The organism is Blastopirellula marina (assembly GCF_002967715.1).
Lineage (GTDB): Bacteria > Planctomycetota > Planctomycetia > Pirellulales > Pirellulaceae > Bremerella > Bremerella marina_B.
In genome coordinates this window covers 329,071-349,834 of record NZ_PUIA01000057.1, presented here as the reverse complement: position 1 = coordinate 349,834, position 20,764 = coordinate 329,071, and the positions used below count along the sequence as shown (strand labels likewise).

Genomic DNA, 20,764 nt, shown 5'->3' with positions numbered 1-20,764 from the left:
GACACCTATTACAAAGGGAACTCCGGCGTTATCCGTTCGCACCGGTTTGTGAATTCTTCAGGGGAGTTAACTCATGCGGGAACTTGCCCCGCCATAGGCACAGGGCTCGGCCCACGTGCGTGAGAAACGTGTAGTTTTTGACAACCGATTCGGCTTCCATCTGGTCGATTTCCACGACCAGCCACTGAGCACCGCGTACGACAACTTCTCGTGGTGGCAGGACTTCTTGAGGAGCGATGGCCCACCACTCGAGCGCGTGACCGGTGGCCAGGATGCGACGCATCGTCGGGCCGCCAGCTTCCATCTCTTGGGCAGGGCGGGTTGCATCTTCCCAGTTCTCGTCCCAATAGCCTTCAGCCGATTGGCTTTTGACCAGGCGAGCGGTCGCTTCGCTCAGGTGAGCGAGAATCTTCGAGCGGGTTTCGGCTTCTCGGAAAAGCTGAGCCTGATCGTCGAACTGCAACAGCATGGCCAGGGCGTACAGGCGATGGTTGCCGTAGCAAACGCCGTCGACCCAGTCTTGCCGCATCAGCCGATCGGCCAGGATGTCGAACGTGATCAGCTCGCCATCTTGCGAAACCCACTGCGTTGGTCCGGTGGCATACGAGGCTGCCACGACCGTCGTCCACTCGTATTCCTTCTGATTCAGGCGGAAATCGAGCATCGCCGCGGTCAGCAACTGCTTGACCGTCAGGGAAGCGGTTTCATCTTTCATGTGGATGGGGAAATCCAACGGAATGCCGATCTCGGCCAGCGTGCCCAGGGTGTGGTCAACGTGGCTGGCGGAAGATTCCCCTTCTTGCGTGCGGAATCCAGGGCCGAATTCGCCGTTCAAAAGAAGCGGGAGGGCGTCGCTACCCCAGTGGGCTGCGTACACGTTTTGATCGGTCAGCATGGCGACCATTTCGGCACCACTCAGGCAGTTGGGATCTTCAAACGTCGCTTCCTGCCCCCAGCAGCGTAGTGCGTGATCGACATGGTTGATCTTGGGGCGTTCGTGCCGCAGTTGCGGACGAAGCTTGAACATGGTGGCCGTTAGCTGTTGGTCGGTGATCACGTGCGGCCAGTTGTACTTCAACGTGACGTTGCGTGGTTCGTTTTGCAGTGCCGGGATAGCAGGGACAGGGCGGGGCAGGGCAGAGACGGCTGCGGCTGCAATTCCGCCAATCAGCAGAACCTGCGAAGCGACGAATACCAGGCCCGCCTGGGCGATACCGCGATGTTTGTATGGTGACTGAGGCATTACTTACCGCTCCTTCGCAAAATGAGGGAGAGGTCGTCCTCGAAGGCGATTTGCCAGTGGTCGTGGTTCTCGCGAACTGATTCGAGCAGTGTCGACTGGTTCTTTTTGTCGATAACAAACGTGTTGATGGCGTATCGATCGGCGATCTTGGACCAGGTCACTTCGCCACGGTTGAGCTTGTTGTAGTCGAACTTGGCTTGCTGAGGCAGGTAAGCCATGGAAGTGGTCGCGTAAACATCGACCCGTCCCCCTTGTTGGCTTTGCAGTAAATCACCCCAGGTAGCCGGCGCGAAGACGAGCCCGTCGACAGGGTTTTCGCGGAGGTAACGTGTCGCGGCGACCGGAGTCGCGTCGTCGAACAGTTCTCCAATCGTCCGAGCCTGGCCGCCGAGCACTGCCTGGCTAAGTGGCGAGATGGCGAAAGCGATCCAGCACAGCAGTACTGCGCCAAGTGTGTAAGCGAAACGCAGCACCGGTGGCTTGGTGTTCGACTCGTCGCTTGCCTCGACCGGAACGGGAGCAGGATCGGAAGCAATACCCAAGGCTGCTTGAGCCCGTGGGATTAGGGTCAAAACGGCCAGCGGAGCAAACCATACGACCTGCGCGGCGAGCGGAAGCGTTATCAACCCAAAGATTGATACTGTAAGGACTTCGGCAATTGGGAGCGGGCCTTGATGCTTGCGAAGGATTACTCCCAGCAAGATGATTGCGACCACCCAGCACAGCCCGGTAATGCTGGTGATATCGAGCGAAACGCTCTGCAGCGACCACGCCTGGAAGACTTCGGTCCAGAGGCCGATTCCCAGCGGAGTCAGCAGGGTCGCGAGGACGCAGAGCTCAAGCGTTACGGCCGCGAATCGGAAGTTTCGATCCTGGAAAAGGCTATTCCAGTGGAAGTTGTTTTGCAGCAGGGTTGACGCGGAATTGCCCAGCCAAACGACGGCCAACAGCGCGATGCCGACAAAGACCGTAGCGTCGAGATTCGCCCACAACGTGACGAGGGCAATGGTTATCCCGCTTTGGAGAAGCGAGGCGTTGGAACTGCCTCGCAGCGAAAGGATGATGAGCCCAATCCAAAGTGGCAGGATCAACACCTGGGAACTTCCAAGTCCCAGCGAACTCCAGATAAACAAAGCAAACCAGAGCACCCCCAGCCCTGTCAGGAGCGAATTGCGGGTAGCTTGCCACAGGTTGATGCTCAGCAGCACAAGGGAGATCGAGGCCAGCAAGGTGGTAGCCCAGGAAATTGCTTCAAGCGATTGTCGGGCAACAATAGCCCAGAAAACACTGCTCAACCAGGAAGTCTCGCGATAAGTCATTCCCTGCGAGAGTGACTGCGTGACATCGTTTGTCGGGAGTTGCCCATCATGGAGGATGGCTTCACCCCGGGCTGCAAATAGCCAAGTGGTGTGTGACGTCAGCGGAGTAAAGCTAAGCAGCACGAACAATACGCACACCAACCCCACGACCGACATGTGTCGCCAGGTGAGCACGAACCGATCACTGAGCAGGGATTCCAGCTCGTATTGATCCGTATTCAGGGTTGTTTCGTGGTAAGTGGACAAAGTGCCAACAGCCAGTGGGGTGTGCTGAGTGGCATCCATGCTGAATAGTGATTCGCGAATCCGTGCGAATCACGATGGTTCGTTAAGGAGTTGGTAAGTAGGAATCTCTGAAAGCCGTAGCACGATGAACGAGATAGCGGCCTGAGACGTCGAACTTCATATTGCTTAAAACATTAGGAATCGGTGTGCTATCGACTTCGATGGTGACCTGCACGATGACTTGATCTGGATCGTTGAAACCTACTGGATCGGCCGGTGCTGGAAGCACCCCCAAGTCGCCCAGTGGTGTTTGAATGACCGTATTGCCAACGTCGTCATACTCCCACACATCGACCCGTACGCCGGGTGTTGCCAGGCTTAAGCTGTGGACGGAAATGACCTCGTTGACCACGTCGGTTGCAATGATCGTGGTGGTTTGGGTACCCGTCTTTTTGGCGATTTCACGAGCCGCTTCTTCGGCCGCGTGCTGTACGTTTTGGCGGACCGTAACCGTGGGACCAAGCACAAAGAAGGAGAGTGTTGCAATCAATAGAACCGGAAAGAGCAACAAGACTTCGAACACCTGAATGCCGCGTCGAGCTCTTCGTACCCCGGAATGTGGAATAGATTGCACCAGCACGCTCCCCCGAAACGCCTGTGAGGTTTTACCGCCAGATCCTCTTGATAAGAGGATCTTCTACGGAGTGAGACTAGTAATAGCTTCTGCTAATTCCAGCAGTTCGTTCAGAAGAGATCCGCGAACGGTAGCTAAACCAGCGATCACACCAATACCGACGATGGTGAGCAAAAGCAGGTATTCCACGAACACACTGCCCCGACAATCACCCGCCAGCTGTCGAATTTGCTTGTTAAACCAGGTCATGGTTGATCCTATTCCCATGAAGAAGTGCTGCCTGTCCTAGGTCATAAAATGATTACAGGCTTTAAGAAAAGCTAGTAAATTCCCAGGAACTTTTTCGCTTGGGCGGACTAGTTTGTATAGTCAATCCAAGTGGAACACGATTCAGTTTAAAAGCACAAAACCTTGTTTCAACTAGCTAACCCTGGTATTTTGAAAAAAATACAATGAACCGAGTAAATTCATCGAGTGGGTTGTTTGGGGTAAATGATCGGGCAATTGCCGAAGTGCCGCATTCTGTTTGGCAAACTGGTTGGTGGTGATTATAGGTAGAGCTATCATCACGAAATTGGGGGGAGTTCGTACATCCATGGTGCAGTTTCGCAAATCGAAACGCCGCGCGGTCAGCCTATTAGAGATCATCATCGGGCTTCCGATCGTTCTCATCTTGCTGTTTGCCGTGGTCCAGTTTGGATTGCTGCAGAGTAATCAGCAAACGCTGAAGCAGGCGAGTCGGGCTGGAGCTTTGGTGGCGGCGAACATGGAAATCGATGGAACGGAAGTCGTGCCAGACGCAGAGATTGTCAACGCCATCGACCAAGTTCTGATCCAGGGAGGCATTCTGTCTTCCGGTGAATCGATTGCGACCGTGGGGGACGTTCAGTTGAACTACGCGGTTTATGACCCGACGATCCCTGACCCGATCTCCGACGAGATCGACTTGAACGGTGGGTGCGATCCTCCGCCGACGACTTATCCCAACTATCACTATGTTCAAGTGACTGTTTGCATTCCCGCAACACGTCTGGCACCTAACGCGATGGCCTGTTTTGGCGTTGATTTTAGCGGGCGTGATGCAATTATGACGAGCCTTTTTCGCCACGAGCGATCTCGCATCAACCCGATTGTTGTTAATCCCTAGCCCCTAGTATTTCCCATGCACTGGATAGGTAGATCGATCGTTCTACTTGCGATGCTGGTAATCGTTGCGGCGATTTTCTGGCCCGATGCATGGCGCACCGATCGTACCAGCCTGCCCAACTCTCCGACGGCTGAAAGGGAGGCTGAAATCCCGGCGTTCCCAGGGATATCTTCCGAGATGCCGTCGACTTCCGAAGACGATAACCCTCACGTATCGGAAATGCAGAATCCGCTGACGCGGTCTCTCGATGGCATGTTGGCCTCGCACGGCGAAGTATTCAAAGACTCGGAAGGCGGCTTGCGAGACCAACTCGAAGACGCGGATCGACGCCTGACCGGTATCAAGTCCGATATCCGCAGCGCGATGCGGAATGCAAATCGTCAGGTCCGTGTTCCTGGTCAGAATTCGCCGTTGATCATGATGGTAGTGCTCGAAGGCGTGACCAAAGATGATCTTGGTTTCTATAGCCAGCCGGGTAAGACTCCACTTCTAGAGTCGTTAGCAGAGCACGGTACGGTTTTCGAGTCGTGTTATGCCGGCCCTTCAGTCGATATTGCCAGATTCATGCTGATGACGGGGTCTGGTCACAGTAAAGGAAAAGCTCGGAATAACTACATTGCCGACATGATGTGGAATTCCGGCTACCGAGCCCTGCTCATTGACGGCACGAATTGGATGACCAGCTACGAGCGTCGACAGTACGATGAAGATGTTCAGGCCGAAATCGACCCGAAAACAGGTCTTCCAACCAAATTGATCTTCAATGACGCGGAAGCGAAGATCGTCGCGAATCAGAATGAAACGGCAGAAGACGACATCTCTGCGACAGATCTTCTTGTGGGGCAGTCGCGTGAATTACTGATGCATCGTCCCTCGAATCGTCCGGTTTATGTCGAGTTTCATTTTGCCGTAACGGCAAGCGATCCGAAAACACGTGCAAGCCAGATCGCTGAAATCGATCAGGCAATCGGCCGGCTATTCCATGCCGTGCATACCGTACGCAGCGGACGTTCGATGGTCATGATCGTGGCTGGGCTTCCAGCTGAAGACCAGTTGAAAGGGGCTAGTGTCCTTAGTGAGAGCAATCTACAGGTTCCACTGATGATCTACCGGTCGCACAAAAGCAGCGTCGCTAAGATTTCAGAGCCATGTGGTTTGCTAGACGTACTTCCGACCTTGGCCGATCTGATAATTAGTAGTCGAGTACCGCGACACAACGGTATTTCGCTGCAGCCTTGGATGGATGGCAAGCCGACATCGAGCCGCCGTTTCCGCTGGAGCAATCCCAGCGATGAAGATCAGTTCGCGATCCGACAGGGACCGTGGAAGGCGATCTTCGGGCCTTCCGAGCAACTCTTCTTTCTGCCAGACGATCCACGTGAAACAAACAACGTAGCTGCTCAGCATCCCCAGGTGCTTGAAGGGTTGTCTGACAGTGGGCCGAATCGAACCAAGATGAACTTCTAGAGCACCCTCTTCATGACGCAACTCCATCGACGATTCGACTTCTTGAGCAAGCGCGCCAAGCGTGGTGTATCGCTGCTGTGGATTATTATTGCCTTTCCTGCACTGATCTTGTTCTTGGTTTTCGCCGTCGAGATCGGCAACATCTGGTTAGCTCGGCTTGAGCTGGAGCAGAGTTTGGAAGCAAGTGCCTTGGCAGCGGTTAAGGAGTGGGCCGAAGGGGGGATGGATACGAAAGATGCACGTATTATTGGAAATGATTTTGCGATCGCGAATCCAGTGCGAGGTGTACCCGTTGATTTGACGATGCAGGTTCTAAATGTCGACTTCGATGGCGACCTCAACTACGACATGAACCAGATCAATGGAAACAAAGTTTGCACCGATATCAGCGACTATGGAAATTACTTACAGAGCGGTGTGTTCGTGTTCGGAGTGATTCGAGAGACCGAAGGCCCCGTTGGACCGCCTGCCGGGAGTGTCATTTTTAACGCAGCCATGTCCCCAAATTGTTCAACGGGGGGAGTGCTTGTGGATGCCACTGGGGAAGGTAATCTCAATACGCAACATAACGAGTGGGGAATCTCCTTCCTGGCGACAGAGGACAATTACAACACGTCGTTGCGGATTTGGCGGGTTGAAATCGATGTCGACTCTGACGCAATGAATCCGAGCAATTACCATTTTCAAGTTGGCTCGGCTCAATTGGCAGTCGACGGCACGGACCCCTATAAAATCAACTACACGACGGGTATGCAAACCCCGCTATTTCAGACAAATAACAACTTTCTGACTGGTCGTAACACGACCGTGGCTTTCTCCTACTTAGGGGACACGCTTCGACTTGATTTTTCTAGTTCTGGCCCCGATACAAACCTGGGACTGGCTCCAGGCGAGCGTATTCGATTTGGTGCGAATGTCTTGGACGGTACCAGCCAGGTTGATGGTACCGAAGTCGCCGATGTTACCGAGGTTCGTGTCTACTTTTCAACCGGAAACGTGCAGAATGCCACCCCAGAAATTGGGATCATGCTCCAGGATACAACCGGTGGTGCGACGGCTCAGTGTCGAAAGCGAGCCGAAGATCGGGCACCTGTATTAGATGCCTTGATGCAAGAGCACGTCGTGGGGCACGAATTGCCAATCATCGATTTGCCATGCCCTCCTAACTCCGGCGTCAAAAATGGTCAGTCGTGGGTGCAAATTGGCGGGGGAGGGGCTGGGTTACCGTTTGCAGTACGTGCCCAAGCTACAATTGGTGTTCAAAGCGTGGTAAAGTCAATCTGTGGTTTCGACCTGGGACCGTGGGGCGTTAGCGCTAAGTCAACGGCCTATTACGACTGCGAAACACGCGATCCCAAGCTAATTCGTGTGGATGTATTTGAGTGCGTTGATCCTATGAATTGAACCTAGGTCTTCAAGGTGATCCTTTTTCATCATAGGAATCCATGAAATACGCGTCCGCAATCTTGCTCGTTTCGCTTCTTAGTCTCGAACTAGGATGTCAGCAGCAGGAAACGATTGCCGCTAGTCCCGACGCAGAACGGGCAACCGATGCGTCTCGTGCGGCAACAGTAACCTACCCCGTTGCCAACTACTCCTTCACCGATAGCCAGATTGATTCGCGGATTCTAGCGGACATCACATTTCTGGCCTCGGACAAACAAGAGGGACGCGGGCCGTATTCCAAGGGTTTACAGGCATCTGCGGAGTACATTGCCGAGCAGTTTGCCAGTGCTGGGCTCGATACCAAGCTGATTGAAGGAAAGCCCTTTCAGGTCTTTGCAACTCGCGAGCGGGTTGAGTTGGGACATAATAACCATCTGACGCTCAAGTCCGCCGACGGAAAGTCGCGTGCCGTGACCGGTGATGACTACCGGCCACTTTCTCCGAGCACCGTCGGTGCGATCGATCTACCGCTGGCATATGCCGGCTATGGGATTACCTCGCCGCGCGATGGCTATGATGACTACGCACAGTTCGATGTAGCTGGCAAAGCGGTGATCTTGCTGCGGCACGAGCCAGACCAGGCCGGCAGCACGCAAAAGTTCGCTGGCTCGGGCAATTCTAAGTTTGCCTATCTATCGACCAAGATTGTCAACGCGATCGAGCATGACGCGGCTGCGGTCATTTTCGTATCGGACGAGGCGGGAATTAAAAAGGAGAAAGGGGCGGAAGACAAGCTGCTTTCGTTCCAGATCCGTATGCCCAAGGAATTTGAGCCGAAGATTCCTATCTTTCACATGAAACGCTCGGTGGTGGACGCCTTGCTGAAAGAAGCGGACAAGCCTTCGTTGTCGGAGTGGGAAGCCAGCGTCGACAAAAGCTTGCAGCCGAGTTCCTTTGACCTGGGCGGTGCCCGTGTAACTGGCGAAGTTGAAATCGAAACGTCAGATCGAACCCAGCAAAACGTGCTTGGTGTACTCCCGGGCAAAGGAAAGCTGGCTTCGGAAGTGGTCGTCGTAGGGGCTCACTACGATCATCTCGGGTACGGCGGATCTGGTTCTTTGGCACCTTGGACACGCGAAATTCACAACGGAGCCGACGACAATGCTTCCGGGACGGTGGCCTTGTTGGAAACGGTGCGGCAATGTGCGGCGTGGAAGGGCACTGACCGGCGGACGATGCTATTTATTGCTTTCGGTGCCGAGGAACAGGGGCTAATTGGAAGCGAGTACTACGTCCGCCATCCACTGTTCGCGATTGAGAACACGGTGGCGATGCTCAACTACGATATGGTCGGCCGTTTGCGAAAAGACCGTTTGACTGTCTACGGACACAACACGGCCGAAGAGTTCGAACAGTGGATCGATGAAGCAGCCGCCAAGCACGCCATCACCATCAATAAAGTTCCAGGCGGATATGGTCCGAGCGATCATGCTTCGTTCTACGGTCGCGGGATTCCGGTGATGCACGACTTTACCGGTTTCCATTCGCAGTATCATCGCCCCAGCGACGATGTCGAGCACATCAACGTGCCTGGCATTCGACAGATCGTCGCGATGAACGTCGATATCCTTCAGCACCTCGTAAAAGACAAGATTGTGCCCATCAAGAATGCCGGGGGATCGATGCTCGATCTTTACTTTGGTGGTATCGGATCAGGCGGTCAGCCGGATAATGAAGAAAAGAAGGAGGGCGGCAAGCGGGCTCTTGGTGTTCAGGTGGGGGATCCACAGCCTGCTGGTATTCCGATCATTAAGGTAACGCAGGGCAGCGCGGCCGAAAAAGCTGGCCTTCGTGGCGGTGATATCTTGGCCGGTTGGGGAAAGACGAAGATCACGTCACTCGATGAATTGAGAGCAGCCGTTCGGGCAACCCAACTCGATCAGAAGATTCCTGTGCGAATCATGCGTGGCATGCTTGAATTGGAACTGGAAGTCGAGTTCCCTGAGTAGACTCGGTGCTTGAGTACCGCAAGCAAAGCGATTAGGCTGATTTCTCTAGCCTTGCCCCTTTCTTTCATCCCCCCCCTCCAATCAAAGTGAATCTCGCCATGATGCGATTGCTTTTCGCGCTGACCATGTCTTTCTGTTTGCTGACCGCAACCTCTTGGGCTCAAGACGAGCAGTATACGACCGGCCCCGATGCTGAACGAAAAGAAGGAGTTCCGCAGGGAACCGTAACGAAGCACGTGTGGGACCAAAGCGAGATCTACCCTGGTACGGTTCGCGACTACTGGGTGTATGTTCCCAAGCAATACGAGAAGGGTAAACCGGCCTGCTTGATGGTGTTTCAAGATGGAGCTGGTTTCGTGAACGAAAAAGGGCAGACACGCGTACCAGTTGTCTTTGACAACCTGATTCACGCAGGCGAAATGCCGGTAACCATTGGCGTTTTCATTCAGCCAGGCGTTGTGCCTCCGGCGAAGGAAGGCCAAATGCCCCGCAAGAATCGAAGCTTCGAATACGACACCCTCAGCGATCAATACGTGCGATTTCTGCTGGAAGAGATCTTGGCGGACGTAGGCAAACAGTACGACATTTCAAACGACCCTAAGCATCGCGCCATTTGCGGCAATAGCTCTGGCGGTATTTGTGCTTTCACGGCCGCCTGGGAACGCCCTGATTCGTTTGGCAAAGTTGTCAGCCATATCGGCAGCTTCACCAATATCCGCGGCGGGCACGTTTATCCGGCGGTCATTCGCAAGACGGAAAAGAAACCGATTAAGGTCTTCTTGCAAGACGGCAGCAACGACCTCGATAACCTGCACGGCAATTGGCCGCTATCCAATCAGCAAATGGCTGCGGCACTCAAGTTCGTGGGATACGATTACAAGTTCGTTTACGGCGAAGGCAAGCATAGCGGTCGTCACGGGGGAGCGATCTTCCCAGATACGATGCGTTGGTTGTGGAGCGATGTGGTAACGCAGAACTAGTTTTCTGGGTGATCTTTCTACCAAATGCCGTGGAGATGATGACGATGCGTATCCTGCTTTCCTTAGCTCTGCTTTTTGCTTGTGCCCAATGGACGGTCGCCCAAGACATGCCCCTAGCCGACGTCCTGATCCCAGGGCAAGACTGGGAACTGGTGGCCGATGGGTATAAATTCACCGAAGGCCCTGCGGTCGACGCCGATGGGAATCTTTATTTCGTCGATGTGCCAAATCAGTTGGTCCTCAAGATCGACCACGGAACGAAGCAGGTAAGCACCTTCTCTCAAGGGCAAGGTGCGACCAGCGGATTGATGTTCGGTGCCGACGGCCGCTTGTATGGCAGTCAGAATCGTGACCGCCGAATCGTGGTCTTCGATGCCGCCGGCAAGATGGAGGTTATCGCCGACGACCTGGGTGCCAATGATCTGGTTGTTGCCAGCAATGGCAATATCTACTGCACCGATCCCAAGGGGCATCAGGTCTGGCTCGTGCGTCCGACCGGCGAGAAGAGGGTAGTCGCGACGGATATTACGTCACCCAATGGAATCATCCTCTGGCCGGACGAAGGGACGTTGGTTGTGGCCGACTCGGCAGGCCAGAACCTGATTGCCTATCGTGTAGAACTGGACGGATCGCTACGCTACGGCGTTCCGGTTTATACCTGTCGCGTCAAGGAAAAAGATGCTCCCAGCCGTGCCGATGGCATGACGGTCGATTCGGCTGGACGTTTGTACGTGGCGACGGAGGCGGGCCTGCAGATGTTCGACCCGACGGCGCGGATCAGTGGCGTGATGCACAAGCCAACCGAGCAGTTTCTTTCCAACGTCGCGTTTGCCGGACCGGAACTCGACTGGCTGTATGTCTCGTGTGGTGGTGGGATTTATCGCCGACCCACACAAGCGACAGGGGTGCGATATGGTAAAGTGAAAGCAGACTAGCTTTTACCAATCCCGTTCGCATTTGAAGTGTTCATGAATCCATCGAACCCCAGTGAGCCGCAGGAAGCGGACCAACCGCAGTCATCGATGTCGTCGCGGTGGATTCAATTTGGGCTGATCGTGCTGTTGTTCTTTCTGTTGGTCGGGCCTCTCACGCCGGAAGTCAACGAACCGCATTATCTTTCCAAGGCTCGGCACTACTGGAATCCGGCGTGGTGCCCCAACGATCATTTCCTGAACTCAGGAGACGCGCACGGCGTCTTCTATTGGAGTTTCGGTTGGATCACTACTTGGGTCTCGTTTCCTGTCGCCGCTTGGATCGGTCGACTGATCTGCTGGGGAGCGATCGCTTACAGTTGGCAGCGGATGATTGCGAAGATCGACCCGCGACCTTGGGTTGGTTTCTGGGCGATCGTGGCAGGAGCGGTGGGGGTTATCTATCTTCACATGGCTGGCGAGTGGCTGATCGGCGGCGTCGAAGCAAAATGTTTTGCCTATGCCTTCGCTTTTTGGGGACTGGGAGATGTATTGTCCGATCGCTGGAACCGAGCGTGGATCATGCTGGGAATTGCCAGTGCATTTCACGTGCTGGTCGGCGGCTGGATGGTGGTCTGCTTGATGTTCTGTTGGTTGGTGTGTCCGAAGCAGCGTCCCTCGCTCATCTCGATTTTGCCAGGCCTATTTGTCGGGGGAGCGATTGCCCTGATTGGTGTCGTTCCGCTGTTGCTACTAAACCGAGGTACGAGTCCGGTCGAGAGTTCCTGGGCCAGCTATTACTACGTTTACGAACGTTTGGCGCATCACCTCGTGGTCCATACCTTCGCGTGGGAATTTAAGGTGCGATTCTTCCTGGCGGCAATTGCCTGGGCGGCCACTGCCTGGCTTCTTCGAAACGACGACAAACTTCGCATCTTGAACGGGGTAGTCGCCGGGAGCGTTGTGTTGGTTTTCATTGGCATCGCCATCGATCAGGTATTCTTCAATGTTGTGCAGGACTGGCTGACGGCAACCAAACTGCTGCGGCTCTATTGGTATCGCATCGCCGATGTCCTGGTGCCGTTGGCCTTGGCAATCAATGTCGTTGTGCTGTTTGGCAAGTATCGGCAGACAACGCCGCGAACGGCTGGGGCCGTGATGGTCGGTTTAACACTGCTGGTTTTGGTGGGCATGTTCTCTCGAATTGAAGAACGCTGGACGGCCACGGCGAGCCCTGCCGATCTTAGTAGCTTGGTGACCAACCCTCAGGACTGGGCCGATACCTGTTATTGGATACGAGACAACACGCCACCGGACGCGGTCTTCCTGACGCCTCGCTTGCAATCGTCATTCAAGTGGTATGCCCAACGTGCCGAGGTGGTCACGACCAAAGATGTCCCGCAGGACGACCTCAATCTTCTGCAGTGGCGAGAACGCCGCGGCGATACGCATTGGCGGAGCTTTCATAACCGGGAAACCCTGAGCCTGGCTGGCCTGACCGAAGACGATCTCCGCGAACTTTCCCAGAAGTATGGAATTCGATTTGTAGTTGTCGATCGGGACTTGGCTCGGAAAGATGGTATATCCATCTCCTGGAGCTTCCCGCGAGTGTATCCTGCCAGTGCCGATCAAAATTCCAGCTACGAAGTTTATGAGATTCCCGACGAAGAAAACTAGCACGCAGCGGTGGGTGCGATCACTGGCTGAGGCCCTCGGTACTTCCGAGATGGTTTTTCCGCAACTGCGGCACTCGGCTCCTAATCTTTCGTATGGTCGGCATAAGGCTCCGGCCTATCCCCGGGCACGCCAGGCCGCGAATCTGATCCTCATTTATCCCGGCGAGCAGGGAAACTGGACGATCCCGCTCATGATCCGAGCGGAAACCGAAGGGATTCACGCCGGCGAGATCGCTCTGCCTGGGGGAAGGTGCGAGCCGGGGGAATCCGCAATGCATACGGCGTTGCGGGAATTTCATGAGGAGACCGGGCACCTGGTTTCGCCAGATGGGGTTCTCGGTGAGCTTCCCCCCACGAATGTTTGGGCAAGTAATCATCAAGTGCGAACCTTTGTAGCCTTGCAGCACTCTTTACCCGTATGGAGCCCCGATCCGTGCGAAGTAGCGGGGCTCATCTTCTTACCCCTTACGCATTTGATGGATTCCAGGAATTTCGGCATGCACCAGGTTACCCGCCGCCGCGTCCAATTCTCTGCCTTGCACCTGAATGTCGATGGACATCGCGTGTGGGGTGCGACGCTGCGTATGTTGGTCGAATTGGGGGAAGCCCTCACTTCGGCCAAATAAGTGCTCGCCGAATTGCCTGTCTTGGTTAGGACGGGCACTTCAGGTTCTGTGAATTCATCTAGCCCACTGGTTGGGGCCTCCCTCTGTTCGCAGGCGGGTGGTCCTTTATACTAACCGGTCGGTTCTCTCTTTTGACACAAACATTGGGCTGCATGCCATGACGGTACGTGTTGGTATTCTTGGGGCCACCGGTTACACGGCTCTGGAATTACTGAAAATCTTGGTTCGCCATCCCGAGGTGGAAGTCACCGCGCTGACAACTCGCCAGGAAGATCGTCCGCACCTTAGTGCCATTCACCCGCAGTTTCATAAGGTGCTCGACCTGCACCTGGAAAACTGGGGCCCGCAAGAGGTGGCCCAACGGTGTGACTGCGTCTTCGGCTGTTTACCCCATGCGGCTTCCGCTTCGGTGATTCCCGAGTTCCTGGAAGCAGGCCTGAAGGTGGTCGACTTGAGTGCCGACTATCGGCTTAACGATCCTGCGGTTTACACCCAGTGGTACGGTGGCGAGCATCCCGATGCCGAGCGAATGAAGACCACCGTTTACGGTCTGCCAGAGCTCTTTCGCGAAGGGATCGCGGAAGCACAACTGGTAGCCAACCCAGGTTGCTACCCGACCGGCGTATCGCTGGCGCTGGCTCCACTGCTGAAGAATGGTCTGATCCGTGCCGATGGTATCATCGCCGACTGCAAAAGCGGTGTCAGCGGGGCAGGGCGGACGCCAAAACTGGGGACGCTGTACCCTGAGTGCAACGAAAGCTTCTCGGCCTATGGTGTCGGTACCCATCGCCACATGCCAGAGATCGAACAAAACTTGACGGTCTATTCGGGCAAACAGGCCAGCGTGATTTTCACACCGCACTTGGTTCCGATGGATCGTGGAATTCTGAGCACGTGTTACGCGCTGCCAGATCAAGATGCCTCTGAAAAGGAATTGCTTGCTTTGTTGGAAGAGACGTACGCGAGCGAACCATTCGTCCGCGTGCGTAGCGACTTGCCGGCGACCAAGCATGTCTCGGGAACGAACTTCTGCGATATCACGGTTCGTCGCGTGAAGGATCGCGTGCTGACGATTTCGGCGATCGACAACCTGATCAAAGGGGCGTCGGGGGCGGCCGTTCAGAATTTCAATTTGATGTATGGTTTCGCGGAAACAACCGCACTGCTTTGATTGGTAGATGAAGGAAGATTGAGGATGACTTCGCCTATTCCCGCTGGTTTTCGACTCGGTGGCTTTCACTGCGGATTGAAGCGAAATCCGAACAAGGAAGACCTGTCGCTGATTGTCTGCGATGAAGACACCGTCGCTGCGGGCGTCTATACGACCAACCTCGTTGTGGCTGCTCCTGTGGTTTGGGACAGGGCACGTACGCCTTCTGACAAAATTCGGGCCGTCATCACCAATTCGGGCAATGCCAATGCCTGCACCGGTGAACAAGGGGACAAAGACAACGCCGAGATGGCCGGCATCGTCGCCAAGCAGTTTGGTGTCTCTGCCGATCAGGTTCTTACCATGTCGACAGGCATCATCGGACATAACTTGCCGATGGAAAAGATTCGAGCCGGGCTCGAGGAAGTCTTCCAGCGACTGGGCAGCGATGAAAGCCACTTCGACACGGCAGCCCGTGGTATCATGACCACCGACAAAGGCAAGAAAGTGGCCTCGCGCCAGTGCGAAGTCAACGGAAAGCCTGTCAAACTGATCGGCATGTGCAAAGGGGCTGGCATGATCGCTCCGAACATGGCCACAATGCTGTCCGTAGTGTTGACCGATGCGCAACTGAGCCCGCAGCAGGCCAAAGAGATTCTGTCTGAGGTGACCGACAATACGTTCAACTGCATTACGGTCGATGGCCACCGCAGCACGAACGATACCCTGTTGCTTCTGGCCAGCGGCAAGGCAGGCACCGGCGAAATCTCTGGAGGGGCTCTCGAAGGATTCAAAGCCGAACTACAGCAGCTTTGCGAAGACCTGGCGAAACAGATCCCAGCCGATGGGGAAGGTTCGACTCATTTGATCGAGATCAACATCGAAGGTTGTGCCAACCGAGAAGACGCCTTCCGAATTGCCAAAACGGTTGCCGACAGCGCGTTGGTTAAGTGCGCTATTACCGGTGGGGACCCGAACTGGGGACGAATTGTCTCGGCCGCTGGATACTCCGGCGTGAAGTTCGACCCGATGGGCTTGGAACTACGAGTCAACGGGCACCTTCTTTATCAGAAGGGTACGCCAGTCAAGTTCGACGAAAAAACGGTCAGCCAGTCGATCAAAGACAGCTTTGAAACCGACGTTACCCTTCGCTTTACCGAAGGCGACACCAAGTTTCGCTACTGGTCGAGCGATCTGACGGTGGAATACGTGAAGTTCAACTCGGAATACCGGACCTAAGGAGTAACCACCACGGATTACACGAATAGGCACCGATGAGAGGAATGACCAGGCCGAGCTGGTTCTCTTATCAGTGCTCATCCGTGTAATCCGTGCTCTCTCCTTACCCTCTTTTCTTGTGGCTTCAGGCGGTCCACTTTTGCTCACTGCTAGCATAAATACGTCTTTGCGCAAAATGCCGTGCTCGCTACACTCTCGCCACGGCATGAAATAGGGCCGTATGAAGTTCCCAACGCGGTATGGATATCCCTTCATGCATCGCCACGTCTACGCACCGCTATGTCCCTGAGGTATTCGTCTGCAATGACCAAGGAAGCTCGCAACCGTAAGCTGACTACTGTAATGGTAGTCAAGGATGAAACGGATTTGATCCGCGAGACGCTCAATAGTGTGCGTCAGATCGTTGATGAGATCGTGCTGCTAAACATTGGTACGACGGATGCCATTTCGTCGATTGCCAGTGAGTTTCAGGCCCGCGTCGTCGCCCATTCGTGGCAAGACTCGTTTGGCGAGGCACGCAATGCGGCTCTCGCGCACGTGACCGGCGAATGGATCCTGTGGCTTGATCCAGGCGAAACAATCGACTCGGATGACGCCGCCAAATTGCGGCAGTTCGTCAACAGCCAGGTCGATATCATGACGGCCTACGTACTGCTAGTGCGGGCACCACAAGCCCCAGGCACCATCGGCAGCGAACAGATCGGCCAGGTTCGCTTACACCCAAATCACCCAGGAATTCGCTACGAAGGACGTGTACGAGAACACGTGATTCAATCGCTTGCCGAGTGTGGCATGTCGATTGAAGCCGTTCCGTTTCTTGTGCAACGCAACCTGATCGAGAGCGATTCCGCCTGGAAGATCCGACGAGCCAGTCGCGATGCCAAGTTGGTCGAGCGCGAAATCAAAGAAGCAGGACCGAGTGCTCGCCTGATGATTTGCATGGGCGAAGCGGTGCAAACGCTCAACGATCAGGCCAACGCACTGATGTTCTACGAACAGGCCTGCCGCCTGTCGGAACATGGATCGGCCGAGATGCTCGAAGCTTTCTACGGTATCCTGACTGCACTCGATGGCCGTCCAGACGGCCTCGATACCCAGATTCAAACCTGCATGACGGCATTAGAGATCTTCCCTCTTGACGCTCAACTGCTGTGTGCCGTGGGTGGCTATCTGCAATCGAAGGGGCATCTCGACTTGGCGCGGCGTTCGTTTGAAACCGCGTACAAGCATGGTCAGATCAACCTCGAAACATGGCACATCGACGACATCGATGAAATCGCCGCGTCGTGCCTGGCAATCACAACGCACGCAGTTGGCCGGGAAGAAGACGCTGAGCGTATTCTGGTAGAAGCCTTGGTAGATTGCCCTCGCTCGGTGCGATTGCGTCGGCAGGTGATCGAAATGCACGTCAAGCATGGCCGTCGCCAGGAAGCGCTCGCTGAACTGGAGAAACTTCCGGCCGATTATCCCAAGGTGGAATCGCTACGCAGCGCCGTTCGCGGTGCGGCACTAGCTTCGCAGAATAACTGGATTGCTGCTCGTCCTTATCTGGAAGCAGCGTTTCGCCAGGGTTCGCGTGAACCATTGTGCCTGCGTTGGTATGCCACCACGTTGGCAGCGCTCGACGAGCCAGAGGCATCGCGCGACGTCCTGAAGGCCTGGAAGGAACGCGATCCTCACAATTCGGAGCCAGATGAACTGCTGCGAGCACTGTTCACTGGGCCGAAGATCCGTCCGACGGCATCCAGCAAGGCGGGCTAGACCTCACGTCTGCTCTTTCGTCAGTACATGAAAAAAGGCCTCGCATATACGCGAGGCCTTTTTAGTTTGACTTGGCTACGATGGCCAGGATCTTACGAACGACCGACGCGGTTGAGCACCGTCGTCAGCGTTTCACGGAGAACCGCTCCGCTACGTCGCAGGGCCTGGATTTCTTTCGGCCACAGGTCGAGCTGGTAGGTCGATTCCACGCCGTTCTTGCCAACGACGGTGGGCACGCTCAACGCAACGTCGCGAATGTCGTAGCAGCCATTTTGAATGCTCGAGATCGGCAAGATCTGGTGGCTATCGAGGGCGATCGCATCGACCACATCGCGAATGGCGATCCCGACGGCAAAGCCAGCTCCACCCTTCTTCTTGATCACTTCGGCACCAGAACCCTTGGTGCGGGTAAATAGTTCGTTGGCCGCATTGGGATTCCAGCCAGGGAACTTCTCGAGCGGCAATCCGTTGACCGAAGCGGACGACCAAATCGGCACCATGCTGTCGCCGTGTTCACCCAGAATCAATGCTTTGACCTGCGTAGGAGGCAACTTGCAGTGTTCGGCGATCAGAGCTCGGAAGCGAATCGTATCAAGCTGCGTTCCCAGGCCAATCACCTTGTTGGTTGGCAGGTCCAAGCGAGTCGATGCCAGGTAGGTCAGAATGTCGACCGGATTGGAAACGACGAAGACGATTGCGTCCTTCTTGTAGCCAACCTTCTTGATCGAATCGAGGATTGTCAGAAACAGGTCGACGTTGCGATTGATCAGGTCCAGGCGGCTTTCATCCGGCTTGCGACGCAAACCGGCCGTGATGCAGATAACGTCCGAATCGGGGATGTGTTCGTAGCTTCCGCTGGAAATGATCTGGTCTGCGGTGCTGGGGCTGCCGTGCAGCAGGTCCAAGGCCTGACCGCCGGCCAAGTCGGCGTTGACGTCGAGCAAGGCGATCTCGCGGACGATACCGCTGCACTGCAGGGCAAACGCGGCACACGAACCAACCAGGCCACCGCCACCGATGATGCTAACTTTCATGGTTACTCTCTTCGAACAATGGGGTGGATTAACGTTGCTTCGACAACTCGGCCATCACACGCTGGGTGATCATCTGGATCAGGGCTTCCTGGTCCGACGAGCCAGCCCCAGCCGCAGGCTTCTTGGCGTTGGGGCCCATTGGCTCCGGAGCACCAAACGCACGACGCTGCACGTGCGAGTCTTCCCAACTATCGCGGAAGATGTCATTCGCGCAGATGTCGCAATCTTTGTACTCTTCGGTGTTGCGAGGATCTTTCCAGCCCCACTTGTCCTTCAGGTCAAGCAGTTCACGCGACTTCTTCTCGTTCAGAAATTCGACATGACCCAGCTGCTTGGCCAGGATCAGCATGCGGCAGTAGGCGTCCAGGATTTCGGTCCACCAGTAAGCACGTTCCACCGTCTCGCCGTAGCTGACGGTCCCATGGTTGGCTAGCAGGATGAGATTGGTGCGATCGACGAACGGAATGATCGTGTCGGCGAACGACTGACCGCCAGGCGTTTCGTACTTGGTGATCGGCACGTCACCCAGGAAGACTTCCACTTCCGGCAGAACGCACTGCGGAATCGGTTCGCGTGCGATGGCAAACGCGGTCGCATGTGGCGGGTGGCAGTGCACGACGCTCTTGACGTCTTGTCGCTGCTTGTAGATTTCAAGGTGCAGCAGAGCTTCGCTCGAACGTGGCTTGCTGCCGGCGATCTGCTTGCCGGTCATGTCGATCGTGGAGATGTCTTCCGGCTTCAGAAAACCTTTGCAGTGCATTGTCGGCGTGCAAAGGACTTCGTTTTCGCTGATGCGAACCGTGATGTTGCCATCGTTAGCGGCGGCGAAGCCTTTGTTGTAGATTCGCCGTCCAATATCGCACATGTCTTGTTTGATCTTGTGAACGTTCGTCATGCCGATTCGTATCTCGCAATCAAGGGGTACGTTTGTTGATTCGTCTCATTCCTGTCCCGTCGCCCCATCAGAGAGAGGGGACAGGAATGCCTATTTCTTCAGTCGATAACGGATATCGACCGTATCTAAAATGGCCGCGTTGTACGCGTCCACTGGCTTCATGTCGGGGTAAAACGGTTGGGCCGCTTCGCCCCCTTCACTTAACGCGATGTAATTGTCTTGGCCGGCTCCCAGTTCGTCGTAAACGACGAGTAGATCGTCCAGCGGCGTGTTTTCGTTTTCGATATCGCTCAGCATCATGGGCACGGCCAGCTTCAGCACGGCACCCTGAAATTCAGGAACCGAACGGCTGAGTGTGACTTTTCCGATGATCTTGGCGATACGCATTTGGCTTCTCGTTACTTAATCCAGTTGGGACCAGCGGTTCCGCGGAGGTTCCACAAGGTCGTCAGCAGTCGCGGGACATCCGAGTCCTGCCATTGGCCAGGATGGCAAACCACCAGGTTCGCCCCCAGGCTTTTCGCGGCGGCCTGCCAGTCGTGACTTCCGCACGCGACCATGGCACGGATGCCGCTGGTGCGATTGGCTGCCGCCACGGCCAGTTCCGGCTGTTCGGAAAGGATCACCGCCATCTGGTCACTTTTGGCCATGGCGATAGCCCGATCTACGGCCTGATTCAGGCTGCCTACTTGTTCGGTACGGGCGGTAGACTGCCAGGCAGTGGAAACCGACTGCTTGGCGGCGTTGACCACCGCTGGTGTCGTCTGCTTCTGACCGCAATCGGTTTCATCGATTCGGCGAAGCTCGACTCCACGTTGTTTTAGTTCATCTTTCACCGCCGGCGTGACAACCGTTTTGGTCGGCACGCACAGCACGGTGATCGAATCGTTCAGTTTGCCCTTCAGTGTTTCGACGGTCACAAGCTTCACATCCAAGCGAAGTTCGCCGGTTGTGGCTGTTGCCGTCACCGTTGGCGGCGCGGCGGAACCTTCTCGCATGAGTCGCTCGACGACCATGCGGACGATTCGTTCGATATCTTGGCTACAGAAGTTGGACTGCACG

19 protein-coding genes are annotated in these 20,764 nt (G+C 55.3%); 11 read left to right on the top strand and 8 right to left on the bottom strand.

Features of this window, described 5'->3' with window-relative positions; translation table 11 throughout:
• Positions 1–28 precede the first annotated feature (28 nt).
• From C5Y96_RS18540 to C5Y96_RS18525, 4 genes are all read right to left on the bottom strand, one after another.
• Positions 29–1,243 (bottom strand): hypothetical protein, encoded by a 1,215-nt coding sequence (locus C5Y96_RS18540; RefSeq protein ID WP_105356390.1) that lies wholly within the window; start codon positions 1,241–1,243, stop codon positions 29–31.
• A complete protein-coding gene (locus C5Y96_RS18535; protein WP_105356388.1) occupies positions 1,243–2,847 on the bottom strand; it encodes a hypothetical protein in 1,605 nt (534 codons plus the stop codon). Before C5Y96_RS18535 ends, C5Y96_RS18540 begins: the two co-directional genes overlap by 1 nt.
• Positions 2,848–2,890: 43 nt before the next feature.
• Positions 2,891–3,421: a hypothetical protein gene (locus C5Y96_RS18530; RefSeq protein WP_146115717.1), complete on the bottom strand. Its 531-nt coding sequence runs from the start codon at positions 3,419–3,421 to the stop codon at positions 2,891–2,893.
• A 63-nt stretch (positions 3,422–3,484) separates the two neighbouring features.
• On the bottom strand, positions 3,485–3,670 hold the full coding sequence (locus C5Y96_RS18525; protein ID WP_105356384.1) for a hypothetical protein: 186 nt from the start codon (positions 3,668–3,670) through the stop codon (positions 3,485–3,487).
• Between the two features lie 346 nt (positions 3,671–4,016).
• Here C5Y96_RS18525 and C5Y96_RS18520 point away from each other — a divergent pair, with 346 nt between their 5' ends.
• From C5Y96_RS18520 to C5Y96_RS18470, 11 genes are all read left to right on the top strand, one after another.
• On the top strand, positions 4,017–4,568 hold the full coding sequence (locus tag C5Y96_RS18520; RefSeq protein ID WP_105356382.1) for a TadE/TadG family type IV pilus assembly protein: 552 nt from the start codon (positions 4,017–4,019) through the stop codon (positions 4,566–4,568).
• 177 nt (positions 4,569–4,745) lie between these two features.
• Positions 4,746–6,035, top strand: coding sequence for a sulfatase-like hydrolase/transferase (locus C5Y96_RS18515; protein ID WP_158261313.1), 1,290 nt, complete (start codon positions 4,746–4,748; stop codon positions 6,033–6,035).
• Between the two features lie 42 nt (positions 6,036–6,077).
• Positions 6,078–7,439 carry a TadE/TadG family type IV pilus assembly protein gene (locus C5Y96_RS18510; RefSeq protein ID WP_158261312.1) on the top strand — a complete coding sequence of 454 codons (1,362 nt, stop codon included), beginning with the start codon at positions 6,078–6,080 and terminating at the stop codon, positions 7,437–7,439.
• A gap of 41 nt (positions 7,440–7,480) precedes the next feature.
• Positions 7,481–9,430, top strand: coding sequence for a M20/M25/M40 family metallo-hydrolase (locus tag C5Y96_RS18505; protein ID WP_105356376.1), 1,950 nt, complete (start codon positions 7,481–7,483; stop codon positions 9,428–9,430).
• A gap of 98 nt (positions 9,431–9,528) precedes the next feature.
• On the top strand, positions 9,529–10,410 hold the full coding sequence (locus C5Y96_RS18500; protein ID WP_233199014.1) for an alpha/beta hydrolase: 882 nt from the start codon (positions 9,529–9,531) through the stop codon (positions 10,408–10,410).
• 44 nt (positions 10,411–10,454) lie between these two features.
• The gene (locus C5Y96_RS18495; protein WP_158261311.1) at positions 10,455–11,345 is read left to right on the top strand and encodes an SMP-30/gluconolactonase/LRE family protein; all 891 of its coding nucleotides are present in this window, start codon (positions 10,455–10,457) and stop codon (positions 11,343–11,345) included.
• Between the two features lie 33 nt (positions 11,346–11,378).
• Entirely contained in the window at positions 11,379–12,998 is a 1,620-nt protein-coding gene (locus C5Y96_RS18490) for a DUF6798 domain-containing protein (protein ID WP_105356372.1), read from the top strand.
• Positions 12,999–13,011: 13 nt separating this feature from the next.
• Positions 13,012–13,623, top strand: coding sequence for an NUDIX hydrolase (locus C5Y96_RS18485; RefSeq protein ID WP_158261310.1), 612 nt, complete (start codon positions 13,012–13,014; stop codon positions 13,621–13,623).
• 148 nt (positions 13,624–13,771) lie between these two features.
• Positions 13,772–14,794 (top strand): N-acetyl-gamma-glutamyl-phosphate reductase, encoded by a 1,023-nt coding sequence (gene argC / locus C5Y96_RS18480; protein ID WP_199188741.1) that lies wholly within the window; start codon positions 13,772–13,774, stop codon positions 14,792–14,794.
• A gap of 24 nt (positions 14,795–14,818) precedes the next feature.
• Entirely contained in the window at positions 14,819–16,012 is a 1,194-nt protein-coding gene (gene argJ / locus C5Y96_RS18475; RefSeq protein WP_105356365.1) for a bifunctional glutamate N-acetyltransferase/amino-acid acetyltransferase ArgJ, read from the top strand.
• 303 nt (positions 16,013–16,315) lie between these two features.
• Positions 16,316–17,773: a glycosyltransferase gene (locus tag C5Y96_RS18470; RefSeq protein ID WP_158261309.1), complete on the top strand. Its 1,458-nt coding sequence runs from the start codon at positions 16,316–16,318 to the stop codon at positions 17,771–17,773.
• 92 nt (positions 17,774–17,865) lie between these two features.
• On the opposite strand, the gene C5Y96_RS18465 is transcribed toward C5Y96_RS18470, so the two are convergent.
• The 4 genes from C5Y96_RS18465 to C5Y96_RS18450 form a co-directional block, all read right to left on the bottom strand.
• The gene (locus tag C5Y96_RS18465; protein WP_105356361.1) at positions 17,866–18,807 is read right to left on the bottom strand and encodes a lactate/malate dehydrogenase family protein; all 942 of its coding nucleotides are present in this window, start codon (positions 18,805–18,807) and stop codon (positions 17,866–17,868) included.
• Positions 18,808–18,835: 28 nt separating this feature from the next.
• Complete coding sequence (locus tag C5Y96_RS18460) at positions 18,836–19,702, bottom strand: class II aldolase/adducin family protein (RefSeq protein WP_105356358.1); 867 nt, start codon at positions 19,700–19,702, stop codon at positions 18,836–18,838.
• Between the two features lie 90 nt (positions 19,703–19,792).
• Positions 19,793–20,089 (bottom strand): EutN/CcmL family microcompartment protein, encoded by a 297-nt coding sequence (locus tag C5Y96_RS18455; protein ID WP_105356355.1) that lies wholly within the window; start codon positions 20,087–20,089, stop codon positions 19,793–19,795.
• 11 nt (positions 20,090–20,100) lie between these two features.
• Complete coding sequence (locus C5Y96_RS18450; protein WP_105356352.1) at positions 20,101–20,763, bottom strand: hypothetical protein; 663 nt, start codon at positions 20,761–20,763, stop codon at positions 20,101–20,103.
• Between the last annotated feature and the right edge of the window lies 1 nt (position 20,764).

What these genes read in the sequence shown, in the direction of transcription:
- C5Y96_RS18540 (WP_105356390.1), bottom strand. Translation starts at nt 1,243, where the DNA reads ATGCCTCAGTCACCATACAAACATCGCGGTATCGCCCAGGCGGGCCTG.
- C5Y96_RS18535 (WP_105356388.1), bottom strand. Translation starts at nt 2,847, where the DNA reads ATGGATGCCACTCAGCACACCCCACTGGCTGTTGGCACTTTGTCCACT.
- C5Y96_RS18525 (WP_105356384.1), bottom strand. Translation starts at nt 3,670, where the DNA reads ATGACCTGGTTTAACAAGCAAATTCGACAGCTGGCGGGTGATTGTCGG.
- C5Y96_RS18520 (WP_105356382.1), top strand. Translation starts at nt 4,017, where the DNA reads ATGGTGCAGTTTCGCAAATCGAAACGCCGCGCGGTCAGCCTATTAGAG.
- C5Y96_RS18515 (WP_158261313.1), top strand. Translation starts at nt 4,746, where the DNA reads ATGCCGTCGACTTCCGAAGACGATAACCCTCACGTATCGGAAATGCAG.
- C5Y96_RS18505 (WP_105356376.1), top strand. Translation starts at nt 7,481, where the DNA reads ATGAAATACGCGTCCGCAATCTTGCTCGTTTCGCTTCTTAGTCTCGAA.
- C5Y96_RS18500 (WP_233199014.1), top strand. Translation starts at nt 9,529, where the DNA reads ATGATGCGATTGCTTTTCGCGCTGACCATGTCTTTCTGTTTGCTGACC.
- C5Y96_RS18495 (WP_158261311.1), top strand. Translation starts at nt 10,455, where the DNA reads ATGCGTATCCTGCTTTCCTTAGCTCTGCTTTTTGCTTGTGCCCAATGG.
- C5Y96_RS18490 (WP_105356372.1), top strand. Translation starts at nt 11,379, where the DNA reads ATGAATCCATCGAACCCCAGTGAGCCGCAGGAAGCGGACCAACCGCAG.
- argJ (WP_105356365.1), top strand. Translation starts at nt 14,819, where the DNA reads ATGACTTCGCCTATTCCCGCTGGTTTTCGACTCGGTGGCTTTCACTGC.
- C5Y96_RS18470 (WP_158261309.1), top strand. Translation starts at nt 16,316, where the DNA reads ATGACCAAGGAAGCTCGCAACCGTAAGCTGACTACTGTAATGGTAGTC.
- C5Y96_RS18465 (WP_105356361.1), bottom strand. Translation starts at nt 18,807, where the DNA reads ATGAAAGTTAGCATCATCGGTGGCGGTGGCCTGGTTGGTTCGTGTGCC.
- C5Y96_RS18460 (WP_105356358.1), bottom strand. Translation starts at nt 19,702, where the DNA reads ATGACGAACGTTCACAAGATCAAACAAGACATGTGCGATATTGGACGG.
- C5Y96_RS18455 (WP_105356355.1), bottom strand. Translation starts at nt 20,089, where the DNA reads ATGCGTATCGCCAAGATCATCGGAAAAGTCACACTCAGCCGTTCGGTT.